The organism is Faecalimonas umbilicata (genome assembly GCF_042846195.1).
Taxonomy (GTDB): Bacteria; Bacillota; Clostridia; order Lachnospirales; family Lachnospiraceae; genus Faecalimonas; species Faecalimonas umbilicata.
Genome location: NZ_AP031411.1, coordinates 1,573,338 through 1,595,067, shown reverse-complemented (window position 1 = coordinate 1,595,067; position 21,730 = coordinate 1,573,338). Strand labels below are relative to the sequence as shown.

19 protein-coding genes and 1 pseudogene are annotated in these 21,730 nt (G+C 43.3%); 19 read left to right on the top strand and 1 reads right to left on the bottom strand.

Translation table 11 applies throughout. The annotated features are described in order from the left end of the window. Positions 1-28 precede the first annotated feature (28 nt). The 8 genes from ACGG81_RS07615 (at position 29) to ACGG81_RS07580 (ending at position 9,887) form a co-directional block, all read left to right on the top strand. Entirely contained in the window at positions 29-1,342 is a 1,314-nt protein-coding gene (locus ACGG81_RS07615; protein WP_016440558.1) for an ABC transporter substrate-binding protein, read from the top strand. A gap of 88 nt (positions 1,343-1,430) precedes the next feature. After that, on the top strand, positions 1,431-2,360 hold the full coding sequence (locus ACGG81_RS07610) for a carbohydrate ABC transporter permease (RefSeq protein WP_008975629.1): 930 nt from the start codon (positions 1,431-1,433) through the stop codon (positions 2,358-2,360). Then, complete coding sequence (locus ACGG81_RS07605; RefSeq protein WP_009261934.1) at positions 2,357-3,220, top strand: carbohydrate ABC transporter permease; 864 nt, start codon at positions 2,357-2,359, stop codon at positions 3,218-3,220. The genes ACGG81_RS07610 and ACGG81_RS07605 overlap by 4 nt, the downstream gene beginning before the upstream one ends. Before the next feature lie 28 nt (positions 3,221-3,248). After that, positions 3,249-4,592: an alpha-L-fucosidase gene (locus ACGG81_RS07600; RefSeq protein WP_390110364.1), complete on the top strand. Its 1,344-nt coding sequence runs from the start codon at positions 3,249-3,251 to the stop codon at positions 4,590-4,592. Continuing rightward, a complete protein-coding gene (locus ACGG81_RS07595) occupies positions 4,580-5,860 on the top strand; it encodes a Gfo/Idh/MocA family protein (RefSeq protein WP_390107666.1) in 1,281 nt (426 codons plus the stop codon). Before ACGG81_RS07600 ends, ACGG81_RS07595 begins: the two co-directional genes overlap by 13 nt. Next, the gene (locus ACGG81_RS07590) at positions 5,857-7,650 is read left to right on the top strand and encodes an L-fucose isomerase (RefSeq protein ID WP_390107663.1); all 1,794 of its coding nucleotides are present in this window, start codon (positions 5,857-5,859) and stop codon (positions 7,648-7,650) included. The genes ACGG81_RS07595 and ACGG81_RS07590 overlap by 4 nt, the downstream gene beginning before the upstream one ends. A 48-nt stretch (positions 7,651-7,698) precedes the next feature. Next, entirely contained in the window at positions 7,699-9,195 is a 1,497-nt protein-coding gene (locus ACGG81_RS07585; RefSeq protein ID WP_390107661.1) for a rhamnulokinase family protein, read from the top strand. Next, positions 9,192-9,887 (top strand): class II aldolase/adducin family protein, encoded by a 696-nt coding sequence (locus tag ACGG81_RS07580; protein ID WP_009261929.1) that lies wholly within the window; start codon positions 9,192-9,194, stop codon positions 9,885-9,887. Before ACGG81_RS07585 ends, ACGG81_RS07580 begins: the two co-directional genes overlap by 4 nt. A 180-nt stretch (positions 9,888-10,067) precedes the next feature. On the opposite strand, the gene ACGG81_RS07575 is transcribed toward ACGG81_RS07580, so the two are convergent. Further along, positions 10,068-10,352 carry a response regulator gene (locus tag ACGG81_RS07575; RefSeq protein WP_039930499.1) on the bottom strand — a complete coding sequence of 95 codons (285 nt, stop codon included), beginning with the start codon at positions 10,350-10,352 and terminating at the stop codon, positions 10,068-10,070. 144 nt (positions 10,353-10,496) lie between these two features. Between ACGG81_RS07575 and ACGG81_RS07570 the strand changes: the two genes are divergently transcribed. The 11 genes and pseudogenes from ACGG81_RS07570 to ACGG81_RS07520 all read left to right on the top strand — a co-directional run bounded on the left by ACGG81_RS07570 (position 10,497) and on the right by ACGG81_RS07520 (position 21,668). Continuing rightward, entirely contained in the window at positions 10,497-10,814 is a 318-nt protein-coding gene (locus tag ACGG81_RS07570; RefSeq protein ID WP_009261927.1) for a hypothetical protein, read from the top strand. 100 nt (positions 10,815-10,914) lie between these two features. Continuing rightward, positions 10,915-11,847 (top strand): sugar phosphate isomerase/epimerase family protein, encoded by a 933-nt coding sequence (locus ACGG81_RS07565; protein WP_390107657.1) that lies wholly within the window; start codon positions 10,915-10,917, stop codon positions 11,845-11,847. Then, a pseudogene (gene tnpA, locus ACGG81_RS07560) lies at positions 11,841-12,092 on the top strand (IS200/IS605 family transposase); the annotation flags it as partial. The gene ACGG81_RS07565 and the pseudogene tnpA, both read left to right, overlap by 7 nt. Positions 12,093-12,109: 17 nt before the next feature. Continuing rightward, positions 12,110-13,207, top strand: a complete 1,098-nt coding sequence (gene tnpB, locus ACGG81_RS07555; protein WP_178027637.1) for an IS200/IS605 family element RNA-guided endonuclease TnpB — start codon at positions 12,110-12,112, stop codon at positions 13,205-13,207. A gap of 593 nt (positions 13,208-13,800) precedes the next feature. Continuing rightward, positions 13,801-14,211: a hypothetical protein gene (locus tag ACGG81_RS07550; RefSeq protein ID WP_270196105.1), complete on the top strand. Its 411-nt coding sequence runs from the start codon at positions 13,801-13,803 to the stop codon at positions 14,209-14,211. Positions 14,212-14,259: 48 nt separating this feature from the next. Beyond that, positions 14,260-14,940, top strand: coding sequence for a 5-oxoproline transporter, DUF969 family subunit (locus ACGG81_RS07545; protein ID WP_009261923.1), 681 nt, complete (start codon positions 14,260-14,262; stop codon positions 14,938-14,940). A 14-nt stretch (positions 14,941-14,954) separates the two neighbouring features. After that, positions 14,955-15,899, top strand: a complete 945-nt coding sequence (locus ACGG81_RS07540; RefSeq protein ID WP_390107654.1) for a DUF979 domain-containing protein — start codon at positions 14,955-14,957, stop codon at positions 15,897-15,899. Positions 15,900-15,933: 34 nt separating this feature from the next. After that, positions 15,934-16,578, top strand: a complete 645-nt coding sequence (gene pcp, locus ACGG81_RS07535) for a pyroglutamyl-peptidase I (protein WP_390107651.1) — start codon at positions 15,934-15,936, stop codon at positions 16,576-16,578. A gap of 244 nt (positions 16,579-16,822) precedes the next feature. Then, positions 16,823-18,436: a sensor histidine kinase gene (locus tag ACGG81_RS07530; protein ID WP_178027631.1), complete on the top strand. Its 1,614-nt coding sequence runs from the start codon at positions 16,823-16,825 to the stop codon at positions 18,434-18,436. Beyond that, positions 18,429-20,021: a helix-turn-helix domain-containing protein gene (locus ACGG81_RS07525; protein ID WP_178027630.1), complete on the top strand. Its 1,593-nt coding sequence runs from the start codon at positions 18,429-18,431 to the stop codon at positions 20,019-20,021. Before ACGG81_RS07530 ends, ACGG81_RS07525 begins: the two co-directional genes overlap by 8 nt. 15 nt (positions 20,022-20,036) lie before the next feature. Further along, on the top strand, positions 20,037-21,668 hold the full coding sequence (locus tag ACGG81_RS07520) for an extracellular solute-binding protein (RefSeq protein ID WP_009261914.1): 1,632 nt from the start codon (positions 20,037-20,039) through the stop codon (positions 21,666-21,668). Positions 21,669-21,730: the final 62 nt, after the last annotated feature.

Genomic DNA, 21,730 nt, shown 5'->3' with positions numbered 1-21,730 from the left:
TTAAACTGTGCGTGGAGGAGGAAGTAGGATGAAGAAAATGAAAGCAAGAGTAATCAGTACTGCATTGGCGGTAGCGATGGGAACAACGGCGCTTGCAGGATGTGGAGATTCCAAAGAAGCAAAAGGGACGGCAAAGGAGAAAAAAGAAAATGCAGAAGCTGTGCTGGAATTCTATCACGGATATTACCATGAGGAAAGTGAGTGGCCGGCGGCAAAAGTGATGCGTGATATTTATGAAGAATTTGCAAAAAGCCATGCAGACGGCAAAGTAAAGTTCAAACCAATTGCAGTTGAAAATCGGGATGACATCGTAAGCTCACAGGTTGCAGGGGGAAGTTTCCCAGATCTTGTAGATTGTGGAACTGCAGTGCCGCAGGCCGCAATTGCTCAGGACCTTGTGCTGGATATGAAACCTTACATCGATGAGAACAATCTGAAAGATGCGGTAGGATTGAATTATACGCAGAATGATATAGACGGACATATTTATTCTGTACACGATCAGATGGAAAGCCGTGGAATGTGGTACAATCAGGAAATTTTAGATCAGGCAGGGGTAACGTTAGAAGACTTAAGTACTTGGGATGGCTATGAGGCTGCAATGGAGAAAGTCAGAGCACTCGGCGGTGATACATACGGATATGCAGCGGGTCAGGGATCCATCATCATGTTCAATGCAATGCTTGCATCTACGGAGGAAGGAAGAGAACTTTTGGAGTCAGAAATGACACAGGAGACAATCGAATCTAAGACGTTTCAAGAGGCATTTATGAGAGTGGCGAAGATGGATCAGGCAAATGGCTCCGATCACACCGTAGAAGATCTTGGAAATGTGATGGATGACTTTAACAAAAAAGGGACGATGGCAGTGCTTCCAAATGGTGTCTGGAATGCCAGTGGAATCGATGAAAGTATGGTAGAAAAGATTCAGCCGACAATATTCCCTGAAAATGTAGCTTTGTCTTCAGCAGGATCTGGACTTACAATTTCCAGCGGACTGAGTGCGGAAGAAGAAAAACTTGCTTTGGAATTTATAAAATATATGACAAGCGAAGAAGTGCAGTCTAAGATCTTTACAGAAGTACAGGCAAATCCATGTAACACAACGTTAGACTTAAATAAACTTGCCGAAGAAAGTGGAAATGCAGCGACGATCAAACTCGCCGAAGCATGTACACTTGTCAATGATGCAGAATACATTGCAGAGGATCTGAACTATGTATGGGGATCAGATGTAAGAACATCCATGATCAATGCTTTAATGGAATGTGCGGTATCCGGAACAGATATCGACAGCCGGTTTGAACAGCTGCAAAAGGAACTGACAGCGCTTATCGGATAACGAATGTTTTGTAGAAAAGAGTTGTCGTAAAACGACAGCTCTTTTTCTTTGGCAGAACAGAACTCGTTCTTAAAAGGAGGTTTAAAAGATGAATAGACATAACAGACTTGGTTGGCGGAGGAAGGGATTCATTTTTGCATTTCTAGCTCCGACACTGATTGCTTTTGTTATTTTTTATTTGTACCCGATCGTGACAGTTTTTGTCACTTCCTTTTGCAAATGGGATTACACAAATATCAATGCACCGGAATTTTTTGGCATAAAAAATATGTGGGATAATTACAAATACATTTTTCATACTTATCCATATTTTTGGGAAGCGTTGAAAAATTCTTCTCTGTGGGCACTTTTGGGAGTTGCCATCCAGATCCCGATCGCTACATTGATTGCACTTGCATTTTCTAGAAAGATGAAAGGGGTAAAATTAATCCGGAATATTTACATTATCCCGAATATGATCTCAACAGCAGCTATGGGTATGATTTTCTTACAGCTATATAGTCCGCTTTATGGGGTGGTAAACCCGATTATCAAATTGTTCAACAAGGATTTTAAAGACAGCATTCTTCTGCTTGAAGGACCGGCATTCTGGGCAATGACAGCTGCATATATTTTCTTTACAGGTACGACAACACTGATGATTCTCGGAAATATTATGGCAGTTCCGGAAGAAGTAAGAGAAGCCGCCAGACTGGACGGCGCAAGTGGGTTAAAGCAGGATTGGTATATTACGATCCCGATGATCAAGGAAACACTGCGCATGGTATGTATTTTAGCGGCAACTGGCGGATTCTTACTTTACAATGAAGTATATTTTCTCACAAAGGGTGCAGCCGGTACTTACAGCATCAGCTATGTGATCCGGGAACTTGCCATTACAAGTCCTCGTACACAGTTTGGCCGTGCAAATACCGTTGCCGTTGTACAGATTCTGGCAGGAATGTTAATTATTGTCATCATAAATATGCTTTTTAATCTCACATGGAAAAGACCGACAAAAGGAGGAAAACGTTCATGAGAAAAAACGGACAGAAAGTATTAAAAAACCGAATGAAAAAAGACTCAAAAGCGACAAGAATCGTAACTGTTATCTGTCTGTGTTGGGCAGCATTTGTAGCGCTTGTTCCGCTTGTATGGCTTTTACTTTCCAGCTTCAAAAAAGATCCGATGGCACGCCCGGGATTTATGCTTCCGGAATCTATCTATCTGGAAGGATATATTTCTACCTTCCGTGATCTGCATGTGATGCGGTATTTCGGAAACAGTTTACTGATTTCTTTCGTATCAGTTGTGATCAGTATCGTGATGATCTCCATGTCTGCCTATGTTGTGGCAAGATTGGATTTTAAAGGGAAAAAGCTTGTAAATGTCATGCTGTATTCGACCATGTTTATTCCAGCTACTGCATTGACCTATCCGGTTTATAATCTGGTCAATAAATTGCATTTGTATGATACGAGAGGCGCCTTAATCTTGATTTATTCTTGCAGTGGTCTGGCAGTGAGTTTCTTTGTAATTAAAAATTACTATATGAATATTCCAAAGGAGATGGAAGATGCGGCAAGAATAGATGGATGCGGTTATGTGAAGACATGGCAGAAGGTTATTTTTCCGATGGCACGTCCGGGAATTATGACAGCAGGGGTTCTTGCCTTTTTAAATAACTGGAATGAATACTACTGGGCCTCTCTTGTGTTGATCGACCGCGAAAAACTGACAGTGCCGGCATTGTTATCTACATTTACAACATCATTCCGGACAAACTATAATGGGTTGTTCTCGGCAATGGTCGTGATCATCCTGCCGCCGGTTATCTTGTATTGTGTATTCAGCAAGTTTTTTGTGGAAGCACTTTCCGGAGGAGCAGTAAAAGGATAATCATACAGCATATGAAAAGAAGGAGAAGATAGAAATGAATCAGGAAATTAGAGAGAGAACAAAATGGTTTATGGATGCAAGATTTGGAATGTTCATCCATTGGGGACTTTATGCGATCCCTGCCTGCGGAGAGTGGGTTATGTCAGAGCGCGAGATGACGGTGAAAGAGTATGAAAAATATTTTGACCTGTTTGACCCGGTTGACTATGATCCAAAAGTGTGGGTGCGTCTTGCAAAGGAAGCAGGGATGAAATATGCGGTGCTGACGGCGAAACATCATGATGGATTTTGTCTGTTTGATTCTGCTCTGACAGACTATAAGTGTACGAACACAAAAGCAGGGAGAGATCTTGTGAGAGAGTTTGTGGATGCCTGTCGGGAAGAAGACATCAAAGTTGGTCTTTACTTTTCACTGATTGACTGGCATCATCCGGATTTTCCAAAGTACAAAGACCGCCAGCATCCGATGCGAAACTGTGAAGCATACAAAGATGAAAAAATTGATTTTGACCGTTATTTAGATTATATGCATGGACAAGTAAAAGAACTTGTGACGAATTATGGAAAGTTAGATCTACTCTGGTTTGATTTTTCCTACGATGATATGTGTGGGGAGAAATGGCGCGCTGAGGAGTTGATCCGCATGGTGAGAATGTATCAGCCGGATGTTATTATTGATAACCGTCTGGAAGGTTCCGGGGAAGATCATGGAAGTATCGCGACGGCGGAGCCTTCGATCTTCAGTGGTGATTTTGCAAGTCCGGAACAGATCATTCCGCCGGAGGGAATCCGGGATCAGGAGGGAGAGCTGATTCCATGGGAACTTTGTGCGACAATGAACAACCATTGGGGGTACTGCAATTTTGACCATACCTTTAAATCATCGCAGATGCTGATACGTAAGCTAGTAGAATGTACAAGCAAAGGCGGAAATATGATTTTGAATGTAGGCCCGGATGCAAAAGGAAATATTCCTTGCGAGAGTGTCAGAATTTTAAAAGAGATTGGTGTATGGATGAAGAAAAACGGTGAAAGTATTTATGGAAATACTATCTGCGAACGTCTGAAACCGGAATGGGGGAGATACACGCAAAAAGGCGATGTGATTTATGCACATGTATTTGAGGAAGCGCTGGGAGCCATGCCGCTTTACGGGATTACACCGGAGGAATTAGATGTCGTTTACTATCTGGCAGATGGAAGTGAGATGAATCGTGGAGAAGCATGGAATACCGTACAGTTTCAAGAATCAGCATTTGTTTCTTTTGGAGAAAATCCGGTATTTACTTATCCACTTCCAGATCAGACAGATACTGTTTTGAAAATTGTCCTGAAAAAGAAAGGAGCAGACAAAGACTCATGGGAAAAATAACAGCCATCCTAATTGGAGCAGGGCTCCGCGGAGGACATGTATACGCCTCCTATGCACTGGAACATCCAGATGAATTTCAAATTGTAGCAGTTGCAGAACCTGATATTGCGCGCAGAAAGCAGATAGCAGCACTTCATAAAATTCCAGAAGAAAATCAATATGAAAGTTATGAAAAGCTACTTCAGAAAGAATGTATGGCAGACTGTGCACTTGTCTGCACACAGGATCAGATGCATTATGAGCCAGTGACGATGGCTCTTCAAAGAGGGTATCATGTACTTTGTGAAAAGCCGATGTCGCCTAAAAAAGAAGAAATCATTCAAATGGGAATGCTTGCGGAAAAATATAATCGGGTGCTGGCAATCTGCCATGTGCTTCGTTATTCCTCTTTTTACACAAAACTGAAAGAATTACTTGATTCCGGGAAAATAGGGAAGTTAATGAGCATACAGGCGATGGAATCAGTCGGGTTCTGGCATCATGCACACAGCTTTGTGAGAGGAAACTGGAGAAATGCAAAAGAATCCAGCCCAATGATCCTGCAGAAGTGCTGCCATGATATGGATATTCTTCTGTGGCTTGCAAAAGCTCCATGCAAAAAAATCAGTTCTTTTGGGAAACTTACTTTTTTTAAAGAAGAAAATGCGCCTGCACATGCACCAAAGCAGTGCATGGATGGATGCCCTCATAGAGATCACTGTGCTTTTTATGCACCGAAGTTTTATTTGGAACATCCAAAGGCAGAGACAGACGGACTTGTCTATGCGGTGACTCCGACAAGTGACAAAGAATCAGTGCTCACGGCGTTGAAAACAGGACCGTACGGGCGCTGTGTGTTCCGCTGTGATAATACGGTAGTAGACCATCAGATCGTCAATATGGAATTTGAAAATGACGTGGAAGTTTCCTTTGTGATGAGTGCTTTTACAAAAGAATGTAAGTGCACGATCACGCTGATGGGAACAAATGGAGAAATACAAGGAGATATGGAGGAAGGAAGAATCCGTATTTTTGATTTTGTCAGTGGAAATACCGAGGAGATTTATTTACATACACCGTCCAAAGGACACAGCGGAAGTGACGAGAGAATGATGCACGATTTTGTCCAGCTTCTTGGAAATTCAGAAAATAGCGAGGTACCGACAGGTGCTGGAATTTCTGTAGACAGTCATCTGATGGCACTGGCAGCGGAGGAATCAAGGCTCAGTGGAGAGACGATCGACTTTGCAACCTATAAGAAGAATTTAATGGAGGAGGTACAACGATGAGCAGAAACAGAAGAATCGGCGCTTATCCGGTTATTGGGATTCGCCCAACGATAGATGGAAGAAGAGGATATTTAAAAGTAAGAGAATCATTGGAAGAGCAGACCTGGAGCATGGCAAAAGCAGCTGCAACTCTTTTCCGTGAGAATCTCCGGTATGCAAATGGAGAGCCTGTTCAAGTTGTTCTGGCTGATACAACAATTGGTGGTGTCGCAGAGGCGGCGGCCTGCCAGGATAAGTTCCGTCGGGAGGGGGTTGACATTACACTCACTGTGACACCATGTTGGTGTTATGGAGCCGAGACAATGGACATGGATCCGAAAACGATAAAAGCTGTCTGGGGATTTAACGGGACAGAGCGACCAGGAGCAGTCTATCTGGCAAGTGTCCTTGCAACACACGCGCAGAAAGGTCTTCCAGCATTTGGGATCTATGGGCATGAAGTACAGCCGGCCTCCGCGCGCGAGATCCCTGAAGATGTCAAGGAGAAGCTTCTGCGATTTGGGAGAAGTGCAGTAGCAGTGGCATCTATGCGTGGAACTTCTTATTTGCAGATTGGATCTGTGACAATGGGAATTGGTGGCTCCATCATCGATGCTGCATTTTTGGAAGAGTATCTCGGTATGCGTATGGAATCTGTGGACGAAGTAGAACTGATCCGCCGCATGGAAGAAGGAATCTACGATGAAGAAGAATTTCAGAAGGCACTCAAATGGACAAAAGAACACTGTAAAGAAGGATTTGATAAAAATCCGGAAGCGGTACAAAAAACAAGAGAACAGAAAGACCAGGACTGGGAATTTGTTGTAAAAATGATGTGTATTATCAAAGACCTCATGAATGGAAATCCGAATCTTCCAGAAGGATGCGAGGAAGAACAGATGGGACACAATGCTTTGGCAGCAGGTTTTCAGGGACAGAGACAGTGGACAGATTTTTATCCAAACGGAGATTTTGCAGAGGCACTTTTAAATACCTCCTTTGACTGGGATGGACCGCGTGAGCCGTATATCCTTGCTACAGAAAATGATGTGTTAAACGGAATTGGAATGTTGTTTATGAAACTTTTGACAAATCGTGCACAGATTTTTGCAGATGTCAGAACTTACTGGAGCCCAGAGGCTGTATGGAAAGCAACAGGATATACCATGGGGGGAAAAGCTGCCAAAGCAGGCGGAATGCTCCATCTGATCAACTCCGGCGCAGCATGTCTGGATGCCTGTGGAGAAGCGAAAGATGATTGTGGCAATGCAGTCATGAAGCCGTGGTATGAAGTGACTGAGGAAGATCAGAGACAGATTCTAGAAAATGTCACATGGAATCCTGCAGATTTTGGATACTTTCGCGGTGGTGGTTATTCTTCGAGATTTCTTACCAATGCAGAGATGCCAGTGACAATGGTTCGCCTGAATTTGATCAAAGGTCTTGGACCTGCGCTGCAGATTGCAGAGGGATGGACGATCCGACTGCCGGAGGAGGTATCAGACATTCTATGGAAGCGGACAGATTATACATGGCCGTGTACTTGGTTTGTTCCAAGAACCAATGACAGTCCGGCATTTCGGACCGCTTATGATGTGATGAACAATTGGGGAGCAAATCATGGGGCAATCAGCTATGGACATATCGGTGCCGATCTGATCACACTTTGTTCTATGTTAAGGATACCGGTATCTATGCACAATGTAGCAGAAGAGAACATTTTCCGTCCAGCTGCATGGAATGCGTTCGGAATGGATAAAGAAGGGCAGGACTATCGGGCATGTTCCGCTTATGGACCGCTTTATCGATAAAACTTCTGGAGTGCTCCAACGACTAAAAAGTAGAAAGAAGGATAGAAAATGGCAGAAAAGCACATGCTGGCGGCCGATTTTGGAGGTTCCAGCGGAAGAGTGGTAAAAGGCAATTTTGACGGAAACCAGATTTCTCTGGAAGAAATACATCGTTTTGCAAATGAACCGGTGACTTTGTGGGGCAAAGAGACTTCCATGATGTGCTGGGATTTCCTCAGATTGTTCTGTGAACTGAAAAAAGGAATATTAAAAGCAGGAGGGAACACAGACAGCATCGGAATTGATACCTGGGGTGTCGATTATGGTCTGCTTGATCAAAGCGGACAACTTCTTACAAATCCAATCCATTATCGTGATCTGCGTACCAGCGGAATGCGAAGAGAAGCTGCTGCACAGATAGAAGAGTCCTTTTTGTATGAAATTACAGGAAGCCAGTTTATGGAGATCAATACTTTCTATCAGCTTCTGGCGGAGAAAAAGATCCGAAAAGACCTGTTTGGTATGGCAGAGCAAGTTTTGTTTCTGCCGGATTTGTTCGGGTATTTTCTATCAGGAGAAAGGACTGCGGAATATTCGATTGCTTCCACTTCACAGCTTCTGGATGCGAGAGGAAAAAGCTGGTCAGAAGAAATCTTAAAAGCAGCAGGGATTTCAAGAAGACTGTTTCCAGATATCTCCATGCCTGGCACACCGCTTGGAATGCTCCGAAGAGAGCTGAGTCAGGAACTTGGTGTGAAGTCATTGAAGGTTATTACGGTGGCAGGTCACGATACGCAGAGTGCTATGGCGGCAATTCCGGCAGAAGAAGAGGATTTTCTGTTTTTGAGTTGTGGTACATGGTCATTATTTGGGACGGAGGTAAAGGAGCCACTGATCAATGAGAAAGCATTTTCCTACGGAATGACAAATGAAGGCGGCTGTGAAAATAAAATTTCTTTTTTGAAAAATATTGTGGGATTGTGGATGATTCAGGAGAGCCGCAGGCAATGGATGCGGGAAGGACAGGCGTATTCCTTTGGAGAACTAGAGGACATGGCAAAATCTGCAAAACCGTTTTGCTGTCTGTTAGACCCGGATGCACCGATTTTTCTCCCGGAAGGAAATATGCCAAAAAAAATTCGAAGATTTTGTCAAGAGAGCGGACAGAACATTCCCGAAACACCGGGAGCAATTGTCAGAGGAATCGATGAGAGTCTTGCACTTTGTTACAGAAATGCAATGGAAGAAATTCAAGATTGTACGCAAAAAAAATATCGGGCGATCTATATGGTGGGTGGAGGGATCCAAAGCAATCTGCTCTGTCAGATGACGGCCAATGCCTGCAAGGTACCGGTTATCACTGGCCCACAGGAAGCAACGGTATACGGAAATCTTGGGATGCAGCTCATTGCAGAGCAGGAAGTGAAAGATGTAAAGGAGCTTCGTGGTCTGATCAGAACTTCAGAAGATCTTAAACGGTACGAGCCTTCGGACACCGAAGTGTGGGATGAAATATATGAAATCTGGAAACATACAGTAAAAGTGAGAGAGGACAACATATTATGAAAGAGTATAGAGAGTTAAGAGAACAGATCTGTGACGTGTGTCATAAAATGTGGCAAAAAGGATGGGTGGCAGCCAACGATGGAAATGTTTCCGTTCGATTAGAAGATGGGACATTTCTTGCAACCCCTACAGGTATGAGCAAAAGTTTTATTACCCCGGAGAAACTTGTCCATATTGATAAAGACGGGAAGGTTCTTGATGGAGAACAAGGACTGCGCCCTTCTTCGGAGATTAAAATGCATCTGCGCTGCTACAGAGAAAGAGAAGATGTCGGAGCAGTGCTGCACGCACATCCGCCGGTGGCGACCGGGTTTGCAGTGGCAAACATTCCGCTGGATGATTATTCGATGATTGAAACTGTGATCTCCCTCGGCTCCGTTCCGGTTACTCCTTACGGAACACCTTCCACAGAGGAAGTACCTGAAGCGATCGCTCCGTATCTTGCCGATCATGATGCGATGCTTTTACAGAATCATGGCGCACTGGTAGTAGGGCCGGATATCATCGGGGCATATTACCGGATGGAAACACTGGAATTGTTTGCGCAGATTTCCTTAAATGCAAAATTACTCGGAGGTGCCAGGGAACTTTCTCGCCAGAATATCGACCGTCTGATCTCTATGAGAGAGCAGTATCAGGTTACGGGCAGACATCCGGGATATCGGAAATATCATGAGGAGCAGGATGTCTAAAAAATAAAAAGGAACAGAGGCATCGGTGTACAAGGGGTACAAACGAGATAAAATAGAAATGAGGGGCGATAGAGCGGAAATGTCAGATTCTCCACTCTACCTGAACATGGTCGCTGGTGGCCTTGATTGTAGAAATCAAACCATCGGCGGCTTTTCTTTTGCCGTCGTGCGGCAGATAGTTTATTTTATATCCCGCTTTTTCATAACGATAATCCCAATACAAGTCAATAGCACTCCGTATATTACAAACCCTTTGAGTTTGTCATTTTCTTCGCCTTTGGCAGTTAGAAAAATAATAGGGACATCACATATATTTCGCGCAAATTTACATACAGTAAATCCATCTAATCGTGGTATCATAATATCTAAAATGATAAGATCAACCGTATTCTTTTCCAAAATTGAAAGTGCTTCTACTCCATCATTAGCTAAAATGCAAGAGTGTCCGACTTCGTTTTTAAACATTAAGTAATGCTTGCACTCTTGATAAGGCGAGGGACAAAAAATATTCTGACAGATAGCAGAAAAGTAATGACTGCTCAATTTTCTAATGATATATTGTAGTAAATAGTAATAGACAAATGGAATTTGGAAAGCGTGGAAAAGAAAATGAAGAAATTATATTGTATGAACTGTGGTTCTAAAATGAATATTAAATTTGGAATGATACCAAACAAATGTTCTTGTGGAGCCAAATTTGATTTAGCAGATACAAAGAGCATTAAAAAAATAATTGTAAGCATTATATTCTTTGTAATTTTAATGTCTCCACCGTTTATCCTTATTTACTTTAACAGACAATATTTTCAAGCATCAATTATTTTATATGCTCTCGCTTTGATTACAATTATCATTTGGTATCGTATTGTAGAAACTATTTTAATTCGTCTTGGATTAGTAACTATGACAAACATTGAAATTAAATAATCTTGTGGCAAGTATATATGAATTTCAGTTTAAATAATGATGTAGGACTTTCTCTTTCAGAACTATATAAAAATAAAGAGAAAAGAGGAGGAATGGAATAATGATTGAGTTGGGATTTGCCTCTGATTTTGGAGGACAGAGTACAAAACTTTCTGAGATTAGAGAGGGATTGCGGAGGATTTCCGAGGCAGGGTTTACCCATGTCCACTGGTGTCATGAGTGGGATGGAGATTATTTGTATGCACCGTCGGAGATGCTCCAGATCAAGTCGTGGTTTGACACATTCGGACTGAAAGCAAAATCTCTGCATGCTTCCAAAGGAAGCCGCATTGCTTCCGCGATGCGAAAAGATATGGAGGCACGGAAAGATTTCGCTTCTTTTCATGAATACAGCAGGCAGGCGGGGGTAGAGCTGATACGAAACCGTATGGAATTGGCCGAGGTGCTTGGAGCAAGAGAGATTGTGATTCACTTGTATGTTCCTTATCTGACATTTAGAGAACAGCCGGGAAGCGAAGAACAATTTTACCGACAAGTATTTAAATCCTTTGATGAACTAAAGCCTGAGGCGATGGAGAGAGGGATACGAATCTGCCTGGAAACGATGCTGGAAATCCCGGCAAGAGAGCAGTACCGTCAGTTTGACCGGATTTTTGCGCGCTATCCAAAAGAATACATTGGAATCTGTTGGGACACCGGACACACCCATGTCATCTTAAATGAGGACATGACTACATTTGCCAAACGTTACCGGGACCGGATATTCAGTGTCCACCTAAACGATAACCTCGGAGGTCCGCGTATAGATCTTGACGGCAAAGAAGAACTGGTATGGTGCTGTGACATGCATTGGATCCCTTGGGAAGGGACGATTGACTGGGAAGCGGTGACAGATGTGCTGGCAGAATCTCCTTATGAGCTTCCGATTGTCTTGGAATTGAATTGTCATGAAAAAAATCAGAAGGAGTTCTTGAGAAGAAGTTATGAGGCGGGAATCAGACTTGCAAACGAAATGGAAAGAAAGAGAATTTAGTCTCTTCTTGCAAATACCATGTTGTGTGGTGTCCTAAGTATAGACGCAAAATTTTAACAAATGGAATAGATACCCGATGAAAGGAACTTCTTCTTGAGTATGCTGCAAATATTTCTGTAGACATCATGGAAATGGAAATCATGCCAGACCATGTATACATACTCATGGAGGCAGACCCTCAGTTCGGTATTCGCAAAGCGGTTAACAAGCAGTATATCGAAAATCAGAAAACATCGCAAAGATAAAAGGATAAACTGGGATAATGCAAAAAGGTATCAAATTTAGAATCTACCCGAACAGGGAACAGCAAAATTTAATCAATCAGACACTTGGCTGTTGCAGACTCATCTACAACAAAGGACTTGCTATGCGGAATGAAGCCTATGAGAATGGCAATAAAATTGGCTATGCTCAGACTTCGGCTATGCTGACCGAGCTTAAAAAGTGTGAAGATTTTGCATTTCTTAAAGTGGTAGATTCTATTGCGTTACAGCAGTCTTTACGTGATTTGGACAGAGGTTTTGTGAACTTTTTTCAGAAACGTGCTGCACACCCAATATTTAAAAGTAAACATAACCGCCGACAGTCGTACCGAACAATCAACCAAGGGAGTAATATCCGTATCGTGGGAAGATACATCAAACTTCCCAAACTTGGATTTGTCAAAATACGTCAGTCCACGGAAGTAGGAAAAATCAACAACGTAACGATAGAGCATACTCCTACGGGGAAATATTTTGCAGTTCTCAATGTAGAATTTGAACCCCAGCCAAGACAAAACAAGGGCGACTGCATTGGCATTGATGTAGGTATCAAAGATTTTTACTCTGATAGTAACGGAAATGTTGTGTCAAATCCCAAATATCTTGAGAAGTCCATGCGTAAGCTCATACGTGAACAGCGTAAACTGTCACGCAAACAAAAAGGCTCAAACAATCGTAATAAACAACGTGTAAAAGTTGCTTTCGTCCACGAAAAGATTACCAATCAGAGAAACGATTTTTTACAAAAGCAATCAACGATACTGATTCGTGAAAACCAAACGATCTGCATAGAAGATTTGAAAGTAAAAAATATGATGCGTAATCATAAACTGGCACAGCACATCGGTTCTGCGTCGTGGAGTAAGTTTTTTGATATGCTTGCATATAAGGCTGTCTGGTATGGGAATGATGTTGTAAAAGTACCGGCGATGTATCCAAGCAGCCAGACATGTTCTTGTTGTGGATATAAGAATCCACTGGTAAAAAATCTGACAGTTCGTATATGGGAGTGTCCAGACTGTCATACAGTGCATAACAGAGATAGCAATGCAAGCATAAACATCTTGAAGAAAGGACTGCAAATGCAGTCAGCATAAATAAATATATATAAGACTGCACCGTAGGGCATACGGGAACAGTATAATCTAGCTTGTGGACACTGTGTAAGACATTGAAGTACCGCATGGTATCATCCAATGCAGTAGTGGTTGAAGCAAGAATCCCCCTGCTTTAGCTGTGGGGAGTGTCAAGTTGTTGAAATAGAATAGAAGCATGGATAAAGATAGAACAGATATGCATTGTAATCGATTCTCTCCGAGAAAAAGCATATCTGTTCTATTTTTAGAGTTTGTTAATTTGGGGTTCACTTGTATTAAACGGAGCGGGAATGCTGACCAGAATCAGGAGACTTCAGAGAATACAGATATCCGGAAACGATCTGATTCCCACGGTGTAAAAGGGAATAACGCTGTTCGTTCAGACACCAGTCGTAGGTCAGTCCGCGTTGGAGTGAGGCAATCTGTTCACTGAGCTCCTTATAAGATCCGGGGAAAGAGATTTCCCCGGAATCGATTCCTTCTTTTGTAAACTGATTGAGGATCTGATAATAGCGCCGTCTGGGATTTAAAATGTGTCTTGTCCCACCAGTCATGACCTGCAGACCCGGAGCAACTATGCAGTCAATAAAAAGATGGAAGATGTGATTGCAGACGCAATCGGGGCACAGAAAGACATCTCGGGCCGGAATCAGGAGTGGATGGAACAATTTGAGAAATTCGCCCATGGCTGGATGCCGAAATTATTTCCGGCAGACTATTACAAAGAAATGATCAATTACTGGATACCGTTTGCAGCAGATATCAATCACCGGTATCCGTCCATTCGTTTTCCGTGGATCACGACCGTGGCATATACAAGTGAGGTTGCTGACGAGACGGCACAGGGGGCCTATCTGAACCTCTGTGCAAAGGCACATGTGACACATGATCTTGCCACAATTGATATGATCCTGAAAGGAAAGAGCATTTTTCTGTCCGCACAGGAAAATGAGAAAGATAAGGTTTCAATCTGTCATATCAGACAGCGCCCGCTGCTGGTCTGATATGACGTGGGAACATAAATATTTTATAAAAGTAAAGGAGAAAAAGGTATGGAATATATCACCTTAATAGGCATTCTGATCGTTATTGTCGGATTTGCCCTGAAACTGGATAATATCCTGACGATCATGGCAGCGTTGATCGTGACGGGGCTCGTAGGCGGTCTCGGAGTGGATGGACTCTTAGAGACACTCGGGAAAAGTTTTATCGATAACCGAAATATGACGATCTTTATTCTTGTCATGCTTGTGACAGGAACGTTGGAAAGAAGCGGTCTCAAAGAAGCGGCAGCAGCACTGATCGGCAAGGTAAAAGGAGCATCTGCAAGTGTCGTTATTGCTGCATATGGTGTGATGAGAGCAATCTTTGGAGCATTCAATGTAGGATTCGGCGGGGTTGCAGGATTTGTAAGACCGGTTATCATGCCGATGGTCACAGCGGCGATTGAGAACAAAGAAGGAGAGATCAATGAAGAACATGAAGAGCAGGCAAAGGGAATGGCGGCCGGAATGGAAAATATCATGTGGTTCTTCTTCCAGGTATTGTTCATCGGCGGAAGTGGAGGACTTCTTGTGCAGGGTACACTTGCGGGACTTGGATATGATGTAAGTCTGGTGGATCTTGCAAAAGTGGAAGTTCCGGTTGCAGTCTTTGCATTGATCATCACAATCGTATATTATTTCCTGAAAGACAAGCAACTGTCTAAGAAGTATTACGGAAAAGAGAAGTAGGAGGGAGGAAGATTATGGCATTTTTTATGGATGCAGAGGTTACGCTCGGCAGAAAACTGCTTGAGATTTTTTATATTTTAACAGGACTTATCACGATCTACACTGGAGTGAAGAATGCACAGGACAAAGAGAATCCTTCCCGTGCGGAAACAGCATTTTTCTGGATCATCCTCGGAATCGTCATTGCATTTGGACGATGGATCCCGGCCAAGGTGACAGGAGTCCTTGTCATAGTGATGTGTATTCCGGCGATATTAAAGAAAGTAAGTGTCGGAAAACATGACAAGCCTCAGGAAGCGGAGACAAAAGCAAACTTTGAGAAAGTTGGAATGAAGATTTTCCTTCCGGCGCTCTCAATCGGTGGATTTGCACTGATCTTCGCGGTATTTACAGACCTCGGAGCGCTGGTAGGACTTGGAGTAGGTGTCCTTGTTTCAGCTGTACTGCTTTGTGCATTCTTGAAATCCAACACACCGAAAGTCCTGTTAAACGATTCTGAGCGTATGCTTTCTACGGTAGGACCGCTCAGTATGCTGCCGCAGCTTCTTGCATGTCTCGGGGCAGTGTTTACAGCAGCCGGAGTCGGAGATGTCATTGCAGATATTGTTGGGAATATTATCCCGAAAGGAAATGTGAATCTTGGGATCATTATCTATGCGATCGGTATGGTGCTTTTTACTATGATCATGGGAAATGCATTTGCGGCAATCACTGTTATGACTGTCGGAATCGGAGCACCGTTTGTGCTGGCATACGGAGCGGATCCGGTATTGATCGGTATGGTTGGACTTACTTGCGGATACTGCGGTACGCTGCTCACACCGATGGCGGCGAACTTCAATATCGTTCCGATTGCACTTCTTGATATGAAGAACCGTTTTACCGTAATCAAAAATCAGGTCGTAGTGGCAGTGATCATGTTAGTGTTCCAGATCTGCTACATGATTGCATTTAAATAAAAATCATAACAAGTACAGAAGGGAGAATAACAGGATGAAAATTTTAATTACAGGATTTGATCCATTTGGAGGAGAAAATGTCAATCCGGCTTATGAGGCAGTAAAGCTTCTTCCGGACAGCGTAAAAGGAGCAGAAATCATAAAATTAGAGATTCCGACCGTGTTTGGTGAAGCGGGAAAAGCTGTAGAAAAAGGAATCATCGAACACAATCCGGATGCAGTCATCTGTGTAGGACAGGCGGGGAGAAGAGCGGATATCGAAGAGGAACGCATTGCGATCAATCTTTCAGAGGCTCCGATTCCAGACAATGCCGGAAATCAGCCGATGGATGTAAAAGTGCAGGAAGATGGAGACACTGCATATTTTGCAACGGTTCCGGTAAAGGCGATGGTAAAAAATGTCAACGATCACGGGATTCCGGCAAGCGTTTCTTATACAGCAGGTACTTATGTGTGCAACAATGTCATGTACGATCTGCTTTATATGATCGATCGCAAATATCCTTCCATCCGCGGCGGATTTATCCATGTACCGTTTGCGACAGAACAAGGGGTAGGAAAGCCGGTAGGAACAGCGACGATGGCTCTGGAGACAATCGCGAAAGCTTTAGAGTGTGCGCTGGAAGCAGTGGCAGAGACAGAAGAAGATGCAAAGATCCATATGGGAATCACAGATTAATCTTTGAGTTTCCATTGTCAAGAGCAATCATGACCACCATAGCGGGTGGATTATTGTTTCGCCCATCTCCATTTTTCGGATCAACGAAAAACTCCAATGGGCGAAACAGACTAAAGTCCACAATTTACAGCAGAGCAGAGTATGTAGAAATAGATACTCTGCTCTGTTTTTTACTTTACAGGATCAGAATCTGTGCTATAATATTCTGAACATGGGAGGAAATCAGAGAGAGTTGAGGTGGGGTATGAAAATCAGAAAATCGGACAATTTTAAACTGGCATATCGGCTGACCTTTTATTATCTGCTGTACCATATCCTTCTCGTGATTGCTATTTTGTTTTTCGCAGATCAGGTGCTTCTGCGGATAGAAAAACAGTTTGAACAGAAGTATCAGCGGACCGTAGAGGAGTCGATGGAAGATTTAAACCAGAAAATCCTGCAGTTAAAAGATGTGCTGACACTTACCATGTACGGGGAAAACATGCAGATCCTTCAGGGAAGGAAAGGACAGCTTACCACCTATGAGGAGGTGGAATTAAAACTTAAGGTCAAAAATGAACTGACGGTTTTGGCGAGTCAGTACAGCTATATTAAGGATATCGGGATATATATTCCGGAATATGAGACCTGGATTGATGTGGGAACGTGGTTCGGGAGAAGCAAGGCCCCTGAGGAACAATTTAAAGGAGAACGTCTTGAACTTGCCGACGGAGAGATCTGTCTCAGACTTGGACTTCAAAACGGGAAAGAATATACCGAGGGATATGTCTCCTTGAATTCCACAGAATTATACAAACTGCTGGATCAGAAACTGGATCAGGATATCGTGATGCAGATTTCCATAGATGGGAAAGAGTTGACGGAAGTAAAGGAAAAAGAGAAGTATCATGTGCTTCTGGTTGAGAGTGACATATATCCGATTGAAGTCCGGTATTATATTCCTGCAAGCCTTTTATCCTTCCGAAAATATCTGTATATTTTGGGCGGCATTGCCATTTTGTTCCTGATGATCACGGCGATCGCATTTTCAAGGTATCTAAACAGAGCAATTCACCGTCCGCTCAATAATATCGTGCGGTTTATGGAGAGTGCGAAAGAACAAAATTATAAGGAACCTGCAGTTCATCAGGGACCGGAGGAATTTCATTATGTGACACTGGAATTCAATAAAATGAAAGAATATCTCGAATATTACACCAGACACCGCTATGAGCAGGAGATCATCATGCGCCAGATGGAGTTGGACCATCTGCAGGAACAGATAAAGCCCCATTTTTTGTATAATTGTTTTGCGAATATATCAAATCTCTGCAAGTCATATGATGTGGAAAAGGTAGAGCAGCTAAGCAGGGCTTTGTCCAAATATTACAGCTATATTACAAGAACCGGAAGAAGTCTGGTAACTTTGCAGGCAGAATACACGCACATGAAGAATTATCTCACCATCCAGAAAATCCGGTTTGAGAAGAGAGTTCAAATGGAGGTAGGAGACCTTCCGGCAGCGGCGGAGCAGATGCTTGTTCCAAGGCTGATCTTGCAGCCGGTCGTGGAAAATGCGTATAAATATGCCTTTGAACATGTGGAGACCGGAGGGTATCTGAAGATCCACACGGAGGCGGATGAAAAATCTGTCAGGATCATCGTGGAAGACAGTGGTTATCAGACAGATGAGGATACGGTAACCCGGACAAGGGAAGCGCTCGAAAAGGAAGGGGTCAACATTACCGGACTTGGAAACCTGCAGAAGCGGCTGCAGTTTCTCCATCCAGAGAATGGAATGAAGATCGAGCGCAGCGAACTGGGAGGCATCAAAAATACGGTGATCATAAGGAAAGAAGAGGCAGAAAGACATGTATAACATACTGATGATTGATGATGAACCGGGAATTGTAAGTGGTCTGGAGGAGACTTTAAACCGGGAGAATTTAAATCTTACCGTCTATACAGCTTCGACGATAGGAGAAGGAATGAAGGTCGCAAAGAGTGTAAAGCTGGACATTTTGTGCAGCGACATTCAAATGCCGGTCATGAATGGATTTCAATTTGCAGAGGAAGTGCTGCAGTACTGGAAAGAATGTAAAGTACTTTTCCTGACCGGATACAATGAATTTGATTACATTTACAGATCGATCCATGAGTTTAACGGCCAGTATGTCTTAAAGAGCGATGAAGAGAAGCTCGTGGAAGTGATCCGAAAATATATGACTGAGATTGAGGAGGAGCAGCGGAACAGGCTGGAATCAGAGCAGCTTAAGATCCTGACAGACAGGTATCTGAGAAATCAAAGAGAACAGCTGTGGACAGAATACTTAAGGAATGGACATGGAGAAAAGATACCGGAAGCACTTGTTACGGTCTGCCAAGAAGAAGGCGTGGATTGTGATAAGCCTGTGGCCTGCGGAATGGGACGGCTTTTATGTGCGGAGAAGAAAAAGGAAGCCTGTGAGGAAGATCTGGCACAGTATCTTTTGCAGATCAAGGAGGAATACAGGTACTTTTATCATATTTACAGTGTATTTCTTCCATACAATGATTCGTATCTGATCCTTGCCCAGCCAAAAGTTGAGGAGTATCCGGAGTTTCAGCATATTCTGAACCGGATGCAAAATATCATGCTGGAACTCGGAGGCCGGAAACTCTCTTTTATTTATTCGGAAAAGCCGGTGGCACTGGAAGAACTCGGAGTGCAGACTGAGCTTTTTGCCACACTGTTAGAAGTAAACTGGTCTGAAAACAACCCTGTTTTTATCAGGATAGAGGACTTTATGAAAGAGAAACCATCCGGCAGTGCAGACAGGCAAAAGTATGAAATACGGCTGGAGCGATGGCTGATGGAACAGAAATTCGGAGAAATCAGAGAAGCTTTCGACAGGCTTTATCTGGATGTACGGAAAAATCAAGAGAGAAGTCTTGCGGATGTACAGGAGTATTACAAGGCAGTGGGTGTCATCGCATCCTATATCGAGAACTATGTAAAGTATTCTGAGATTCCGGAAGATCTGAGAAAAAGCTATTTTCATCTGCGCTATATGACAAGTGTCGGTGACATCCACAGATTTGTAATGAGTTTTCTCTGTTATATGGAAGCAAATTCCGAAAAAGATATCTCGGAAGATGAGAGGATCGTCCAAAAAATCGAAACTTATATTTTCAATCACATTATGGAAGATATCTCTCTAGATACACTGGCGGAACTGGTATATTTTAATCCGTCCTATCTGTCCAGATTTTATAAGGCAAATACCGGGAAAAATCTGTCGCAGTTTATAGCTGAGGCAAAGATCATCAAGGCGAAAGAACTTCTGAAGGACAGCAATGAAAAAATCGAAGAGATCTCAGAAATGCTTGGATTTAAATCATCCGGATATTTTACTGTCTTCTTAAAAAAGCATACGGGGATGACGCCGACGGAATACCGGGCACAGACAATCACGAAAAAATAAGAATATGGTGGGAAAATGAAAAAAAGAAAGGGAAGAAGTTTGCTTCTGGCTGTTCTGTTTACTGCGGCGGCTGTGGCAGGATGTGCGGCAGATTGCGCAGAAAGAGAGAAGCAGAAGGAAGAACCGGTTACACTGACGACGATATTACAATATGGAGCGATCGAGGATGAGTGTCCCGAGGGTGTCACACCGGAACATAACAGTTTCCTGGATACTGCGCTTCAGAAGCTGAACATTCAGATTGACTGGATGTGGATCGCACCGGAAGAGCAGTATAAACAGAAACTGAACGTGGCGTTGGCCTTGGGGGACATCCCGGATTTTATGGCGGTGGAAGATGGGGCGGTTTACCGAAGCCTGCTGGAAAATGATATGATTCTGCCGTGGAATGAGGTACTAAAGGAGGCAAATGCTACACTCAAAGAGTGGATTTTCAGGGATCCGGAAGTTCTTGAGGCAGTGACGGATGAGGAGGGCAATATCATGTCACTGCCGCAGTACTGGGATCCCAAAAGGAAGCTGAACATTATGATGATCCGCAAAGACTGGCTGGAAGAAACAGGGCTTGAGGTACCGGAAACGGTCGAAGAACTGGAGAAGGTGGCCATGGCATTTCAGGAAAAGACCGGAGCTGAGCAGGGAATCGGTCTGACTTATAAGGTATTCGGAAAAAGCCTGGGCAGTATGGGAGGGCTGATGAATATGTCCGGATCTTATCCGGGAGCATGGATCGAAGAGGACGGAGAACTGGTGCCCGGAGAGATCAGTCAAAGTACAAAAAGTGCATTGGAGATGCTTCACCGCTTTTATGAGAAAGGAATTCTGTCAAAAGAATTTCCTTTGTATGATTATGACAGGATTGCCAGAGATGTGCTGGATGAAAAGATTGGAATTGTGATCGCACCGTTCTGGGAATATGATTCTCTGATCGGAAAAGAGATTGCAAAGAACCAGGACAGCAGATGGGTCGCAGTGCCCATTCCTGTTGAAGAAGGTGTCAAAGGTGCGGTGATGGACACGGTATCTATAGAAAAGTACTGGGTCATCAGCAAGAAATGCAAACATCCGGAGGCAGTCATGGCACTTTTTAATCAGTTTGCAGAGTTTGAGGAGGACTATCCTGAGGAGGCAAGACCGGAGAATGGATTCATATGGGAATGGTCCGGCGCCCAATATATTGATCCATACGATGTGGATGAGATGTATGAATCGTTTAATGCGCAGATTGCGACCGGAGATCTGGAGACACCGCCTGATGTATCAAACAGACTTCTTGCCTACTGGAGTTATGGAAAAGGATATTATCAGTGGAAAAAACAAGGCGGCATCTATCCGAAAAACAATGAGTGGGGAATCTTTCTTGCACGAGTGGATGAGGACGGAGCGTGGGGAACGGTCAGAAAGCTGGTGGAAGAAGGCAGATACGAACAGAATCAATACTATGGACTTCCGTCAAATGCGATGAGTGAAAGACAGGATGTTCTAAATAATATGACGGAAGAAACATTTATTAAAATAGTCATGGGGGAGACTCCGGTGGATGCCTTTGAGGAATACCGGACAAAATGGCTGGAGCTGGGCGGCCAGGAGATGATTGAAGAAGTAAATCAATGGTACGACCAGAAGGAATCCCCTTTGGTAAATTAGCACAGAGCAGGAAAAATCCTGCTCTTCTTTTTGTGTAAAAATACGGAAAAGTAAAAAAAGAA